Annotated in this window: 5 protein-coding genes and 1 pseudogene; 4 read left to right on the top strand and 2 right to left on the bottom strand. The window is 69.4% G+C overall.

Going from position 1 to position 6000, the window contains the following annotated elements:
- Window positions 1–264: 264 nt before the first annotated feature.
- From ACTRO_RS42160 to ACTRO_RS42150, 3 genes and pseudogenes are all read left to right on the top strand, one after another.
- Window positions 265–879: pseudogene (locus ACTRO_RS42160) on the top strand (IS110 family transposase); the annotation flags it as partial.
- Window positions 880–975: 96 nt separating this feature from the next.
- Window positions 976–2304, top strand: coding sequence for an IS256 family transposase (locus ACTRO_RS42155; protein WP_051452230.1), 1329 nt, complete (start codon window positions 976–978; stop codon window positions 2302–2304).
- Window positions 2305–2383: 79 nt separating this feature from the next.
- Complete coding sequence (locus tag ACTRO_RS42150) at window positions 2384–3079, top strand: IS110 family transposase (protein ID WP_051452229.1); 696 nt, start codon at window positions 2384–2386, stop codon at window positions 3077–3079.
- Window positions 3080–3441: 362 nt separating this feature from the next.
- On the opposite strand, the gene ACTRO_RS42145 is transcribed toward ACTRO_RS42150, so the two are convergent.
- Entirely contained in the window at window positions 3442–4161 is a 720-nt protein-coding gene (locus ACTRO_RS42145) for an SDR family oxidoreductase (protein ID WP_034272170.1), read from the bottom strand.
- 110 nt (window positions 4162–4271) lie between these two features.
- Between ACTRO_RS42145 and ACTRO_RS42140 the strand changes: the two genes are divergently transcribed.
- Window positions 4272–5108, top strand: coding sequence for a helix-turn-helix domain-containing protein (locus tag ACTRO_RS42140; RefSeq protein ID WP_051452228.1), 837 nt, complete (start codon window positions 4272–4274; stop codon window positions 5106–5108).
- Between the two features lie 49 nt (window positions 5109–5157).
- Here ACTRO_RS42140 and tpx read toward each other — a convergent pair whose 3' ends face one another.
- Window positions 5158–5658 carry a thiol peroxidase gene (gene tpx, locus ACTRO_RS42135; protein ID WP_034272167.1) on the bottom strand — a complete coding sequence of 167 codons (501 nt, stop codon included), beginning with the start codon at window positions 5656–5658 and terminating at the stop codon, window positions 5158–5160.
- Window positions 5659–6000 lie beyond the last annotated feature (342 nt).

The following is a 6000-nucleotide window of genomic DNA, read 5'->3' as shown; positions in this document are numbered from 1 at the left end:
GAGGAGTCTTCCTGTCCCCTTCCGGTGACGCCTTGACGGCGTGAAAATGGGCTTGTGCCCGCCGCCTGTGTGAGGTCGAGTTCTCTTGGGTTTCGTATCCCGTCGAGGAGTCTGACACGGGCTGCTATCCGGGGCTGTGACTTGTTGCTTCGAGCACGCCGGCGAGACTTGGCGTTCCTCGGGTGGCCTGTCGGGTGGCGGGCACGGGGTGCCGGGCTCGGGGGAGCGCGGGATCGCAAGGAGGCCCTGATGGGCGATCAGATGATGGTTTGGCGGGATGAGCAGGAAGCCGACGGGCGTGTCGAGCGGGTGGCAGCGCTCGATATCGCCAAGGCGTCGGCGGTGGTGTGTCTGCGGGTGCCCGGGGCCGGTGCGCGGCGGGTGCAGCGGACCTGGAAGGTGGCCGCGCTCACCTCGGCGATCAACGAGTTGGGCGACCTTCTGGTGTGTCAGGGGGTGGAGTTGGTGGTGATGGAGGCGACCGGGGATTACTGGCGGCCGTTCTTCTACCTGCTCGAGTCCCGTGGGCTGCGGGTGTGGCTGGTCAACGCCCGGGATGTCAAGAACGTGCCGGGCCGGGCCAAGACCGACCGGCTCGATGCGGTGTGGCTGGCGAAGCTGGCCGAGCGCGGGATGCTGCGCGCCTCGTTCATACCTCCCCGGCCGGTGCGGGAGTTGCAGGACCTGACCCGGTTGCGCGAGGTGCTGGTCGGTGAGCGCACCCGGTACCGCAACCGGGTGGAGAAGGTCTTGGAGGACGCGCTGATCAAGCTCTCGCTCGAGGCCTCGGACCTGTTCGGGGTCTCCGGGCGCGCGATGCTCGATGCGCTCGTGAGCGGGCAGCGCTCCCCGGCGGTGATCGCGGACCTGGCCCGGGGAGCGTGTCTAATGGAGTGTGTAAGCGGGTGACCTGTTGAGCAGCAGGTGGTAGTGCCTGGCTGCTAGAAATGGTGACACGCTGTGAGTGGCAAGAAGATGGACCAGGTGCTGTCGGTGGAGGCCGAGGAGCATCTGGTGGAGGAGCTCGAGCAGGTCGAGGGTGCCCGTCGGGTCGCTGCGATCCTGGCTCCGGAGGCGATCGACTCTCTGCTGGCCGAGGCCGAGAAGGCCGGGGGCGGGGCGCAGGAGCTGCTGGCTGCGATCACCAAGGCGGTGCTCGAGCGGGCGCTGCAGGTGGAGATGGCGGATCACCTCGGCTACGAGAAGGGGGATCCGGCCGGGGTCGGCTCGCCCAACTCGCGCAACGGCTCCTACCCCAAGACCGTGGTCACCGCGTCCGGGCCGGTGCGCCTGCAGGTCCCGCGTGATCGGGCCGGCTCGTTCGAGCCGCGGATCGTGCCCAAGCGCACCAAGAGACTCGGGCAGATCGACGAGATGATCCTCTCGCTCTACGCCCGGGGGATGTCCACCCGCGACATCCGCGACCACCTCGCCGAGGTCTACGGCGCCGAGATCTCCCCCGCGCTGGTCTCCAACGTGACCGAGGTGGTGCGCGAGGAGATCGCCGAATGGCAGAACCGCGCGCTCGACGCGGTGTATCCGATCCTTTACATCGACGCGATCGTGGTGAAGGTCCGCGAGTCCGGCAGCGTCGTGAACAAGGCCGCGCACCTGGTGATCGGCGTGGACACCGACGGGTACAAGCAGGTGCTCGGCATCTGGATCGAGCAGAAGGAGGGCTCCCGGTTCTGGCTCAACGTCCTGACCTCCCTGCGCAACAGGGGCCTGAAAGACGCCCTCGTCGTGTGCTGCGACGGGCTGAGCGGGCTGCCCGAGGCGATCGGGCACGTATGGCCCGAGGCGATCGTGCAGACCTGCGTGGTCCACTTGATCCGCACCTCGATGCGGTATGTCGCCTACGCCGACCGCAAGAAGATCGCCGCCGCGCTGCGCCCGATCTACACCGCCGCGAACGCCTCGGCCGCCGAGGCCGCGCTCGAAGCGCTGCGCGGCACGTTCGCCCGCAGCGCACCCGGGGTGATCTCCGCATGGGAGCGGTCCTGGGAGACGTTCATACCGTTTCTCGACTTCCCCCTCGAGCTGCGACGGGTCATCTACACGACCAACGCCATCGAGTCGATGAACTTCCAGCTCCGCAAAATCAGCAAGACCCGCGGGCACTTTCCCGACGACGACGCCGCGATCAAACTGCTCTACCTCGGCATCCGCCGCATCGAGGGCCGCCACATCGACGGCGAGGGCCGCCACGTGCCGGCCGGACAGCTACGCGGCACCGGAACCTACGGCTGGAAGCGGGCCCTGAACGACTTCGCGATCCGCTTCCCCGGCAAACTCCCGGTCTGACCAGCAAAACCGTCACCGACGGCAACCGCCGACGGAGACCCGAAGAAGGAAGAACCGTCCCCAAACTTACACACTCCAATTGACAAGCCCGGCCCGGGGCACGCTGCGCAACAAGATTCCGGCGCTGCGCAAGACCCTCGAGGGCCGCTTCACCGAACACCACGCCTACCAGCTGCGCCTGCTGCTGGCCAACAACGACCGCCTGGACGCGCAGATCGCCGAGCTCGACGCCGAGATCGAGCGCAGGATCCGGGACCTCGAGGCGGGCGGCCCCCGGCCCCCGGACGGTATGGGCGTGCTCGAACGCCTCGATGAGATCCCCGGGGTCGGGCGCGCCTGCGCGCAGGCGATCGTCGCGGAGATCGGCCTGGACATGAGCGCCTTTCCCACCCCCGGCCACCTCGCCTCCTGGGCGAAGCTGACCCCGCGCGCCATCCAGTCCGGGTCGAAGAACACCCACGGCCCGACCGGGAAAGGCAACCGGTGGCTGAAAGGACCCCTCGGACAGGCCGCCAACAGCGCCAAACGCGGCCAGACCTTCCTCGGCGCCCGCTACCGCCGGCTGATCAGACATATGCCGAAGAAGAAGGCGCAGACCGCCATCGCCCGCAACATCCTCGAGATCGCCTGGCACCTGATCAACGACCCCGCCCTACGCTTCCGCGACCTCGGACCCGACTGGCACGAACGCCACCTCAACCAGGCCCGCGCCACCCGCAACCACCAACGCGCCCTGGAAAACCTCGGCTACACCGTCACCCTCACCCGGGCATAACAGGACACGAACACTAAACCCCCGGGGCCAGCCGGGGCGCTTCGCCATGCCCTCGAACAGTTGTATTTTCCGGCGAGAGAACACACCCCCGGTACCCGACCACTCCGAACCCCAGCCCGCCCCGCCAACCACACCACCCCACAGACTCCGGCATCTCTCTCCGAGGAAAGGGCCCGCGCCGGAGGCGAGATCTTGAAACCCCAGCCCGCCCCGCCGACGCAACGGGTGGGCGGGTGGACAGACGAAACCGGGCGAAGCGAAGCGCCCGCCCACACCACGACGACCACCCCAACCCGACACGCCACCAACACCCAGCCGATCATCAATGCGCCGGTAGGGCCTGTCCTACGCCTGATCCGCCGTCAGCTGATGATCTGGTGTCCGCCGTCCACGTGCAGCACGGTGCCGGTGATGAACCCGTTGCGCATCAGCGAGAGGAACGCCTGGGCGATGTCGTCGGGCGTCCCGATGCGCCGGGCCGGAAGCCGCCGTGCCATCTCCGCGAAAGCCTTGTCCTTGTCCATGCCGAGGTTGTCCCAGATGGGGGTGTCCACCCAGCCGGGCGAGACCGCGTTCACGCGCACCGGCGCCATCTCGATCGCCAGGCCGTGGACGAGCGAGGCGAGCGCGCCGTTGGCCGCGGCCATGATCGTGTTCGAGCCGTTGGGGCGGTAGGCGTTGATACCCGAGGTGTAGGTGATCGAGCCGGTGACCTTCCCGCTTGCGTGCTTGCCGACCAGCCAGGCGCCGAGCAGCTTCGTGTCCAGCACGGACCGGGCGACCGACGTGGCGAGGTCGGCCGTCGCGCCGTAGACGCCGGTCGAGTCCGCCGCGGTGACGACCACGTGGTCCACCTGCTCCACCTTGGCGAACAGGTCGGCGATGTCCTGCTCCCGCCCGATGTCGGCGACGACGGTGTCGATCCTTCCGGTGCCGAGCCGTTCCAACTGCGCGCGGGCGGCGGCCAGGCGGTCCGCGGAGCGACCGACAAGGGTCACGTCGTCGTTCTCGGCGACCAGGGTTCGGGCCAACGCGTGGCCCATGCCGGAGGCGCCGCCGATGATGATTGTCTGAGTAGTCATGATCCGAGACTGCGGCCTGGGACCGCTTCGAGTAAGGCCGCATCGTTCCTAGGTGCATCACGGCCACCCGGGAATCGCCGAACCGGTGGCAGACTCGGATCGTGAACGCGATGGCTGAGTTCCTGCGCAACCGGCGCGGCCGGATCGGACCGGACGAGGTCGGGCTGCCCACCGGGCTGGGGGTGCGGCGCACGCCGGGTCTGCGCCGGGAGGAGCTGGCCGCCCTGGCCGGCGTGAGCGTGGACTACTACATACGCATCGAGCAGGGGCGGGAGAAGGCCCCGAGCGACGCGGTCCTGGGCGCGCTGTCGCAGGCGCTGCGGCTGAGCGCCGACGAGCACGCGCACCTGCTCGGCCTGGCCGACCAGGCCGCCGGCCGCACATCGCGCCGCCCACCCGCCGAACCGCGCCCGGCCGGTCCCGGACTCCTCCTGCTGCTGGATTCCGTCCGCCCGAGCCCGGCATACGTGGTGGACGAGATCAACGACGTGCTCGCCGCGAACCCGGAGGGCTACGCCCTGATGCCAGGCCTTGACGACTGGCCGCCCGCCGAACGCAACACGATCCGCTACACCTTCCTGCACCCCGCCGCGCGCACCCTGTTCGCCGACTGGGACCGGGTGGCCCGCAACTGCCTCGCCCAACTGCGCACCGCGGAGCTGACCGCGCCCGAGCGCACCGCCTCACTGGCCGCCGAGCTCTCCGCGGTCAGCAGCGAGTTCGCGTCCCTGTGGGACCGGCACGAGGTGTGGATCAAGCGCGCCGGGTCCACCGACTTCCAGCACCCGGTGATCGGCCGGCTCACCCTGGCCAGCGAAGTGCTCGGCCCGGCCGGAAAGAGCCAGCGCATCATGATCTACCAGGCGCCGCCCGCGACGCCGGAACACGACGCGCTGATGTTGCTGTCCATGACCGCCGTCGCCGCGGACGTCACCGGAAACGGCTGACCCCGCCTCACTCCAGAAAGCGGGACGGGGTCGGCGCGAGGTGGAACGCCTAGCTCAGGGCGCTGACGGCCGCGTCGTAGTCGGGCTCGTCGGCGATCTCGGCCACCAGCTGGGCGTGGGTGACCACGTTGTCCGCGTCGAGGACGACGACGGCACGGGAGGCCAGGCCGGTCATCGGGCCGGAGGCGATGGCCACGCCGTAGGCGGCGAGGAAGTCGGAGTGGCGCAGGGTGGAGAGCGTCACGACGTTCTCCAGCCCTTCGGCGCCGCAGAACCGCGCCTGGGCGAACGGGAGGTCCGCGGAGATGCAGAGCACGACGGTGTTCTCGAGCTTCGAGGCGAGCTCGTTGAACCGGCGGACCGAGGCCGCGCAGGTGCCGGTGTCCACGCTCGGGAAGATGTTGAGCACCTTCCGCTTGCCGCCGAACGACTCCAGCGTGACGTCGGCGAGGTCCTTGCCGACGAGGGAGAATCCCGGGGCCTCGGCACCCGGCTGCGGGAACGACCCGCCGACTTCGATCTCGTTGCCCCGAAGCGTGACGGTGGACATAGGTGATGCCTCCCAGCAGCTCGCTGCCGGGGCACGGTGCGGCCCGATCGACAGCGTGTACGAAACGGTCTGGGGAATCCTATCCGGGTGCCGCGCCCGCCCTACGCCCGCCACCGCTCCCTCGGCTCCGCCTCGTGCCGCTGGCAGTGGCCCGGGTGGGTGATCGGCCCTTGCCGCCCCGATGGACGCGGGCCAAACGGGACCGTCCGCCGTTGTCACCGGTTCGGCCGATCGGCGGCCGTATCCGGGTACGCATACGCGAGCGCGCTGCCGCGTCTTCGCGCCCTTCGGCTGCGATGATGGGATCGCGCGCGGGTTCGGCCGCGCGGTGAGGAAGCGGTG

It is taken from the genome of Actinospica robiniae DSM 44927, assembly GCF_000504285.1.
Lineage (GTDB): Bacteria > Actinomycetota > Actinomycetes > Streptomycetales > Catenulisporaceae > Actinospica > Actinospica robiniae.
This window is presented reverse-complemented; position numbering and strand designations above follow the sequence as displayed.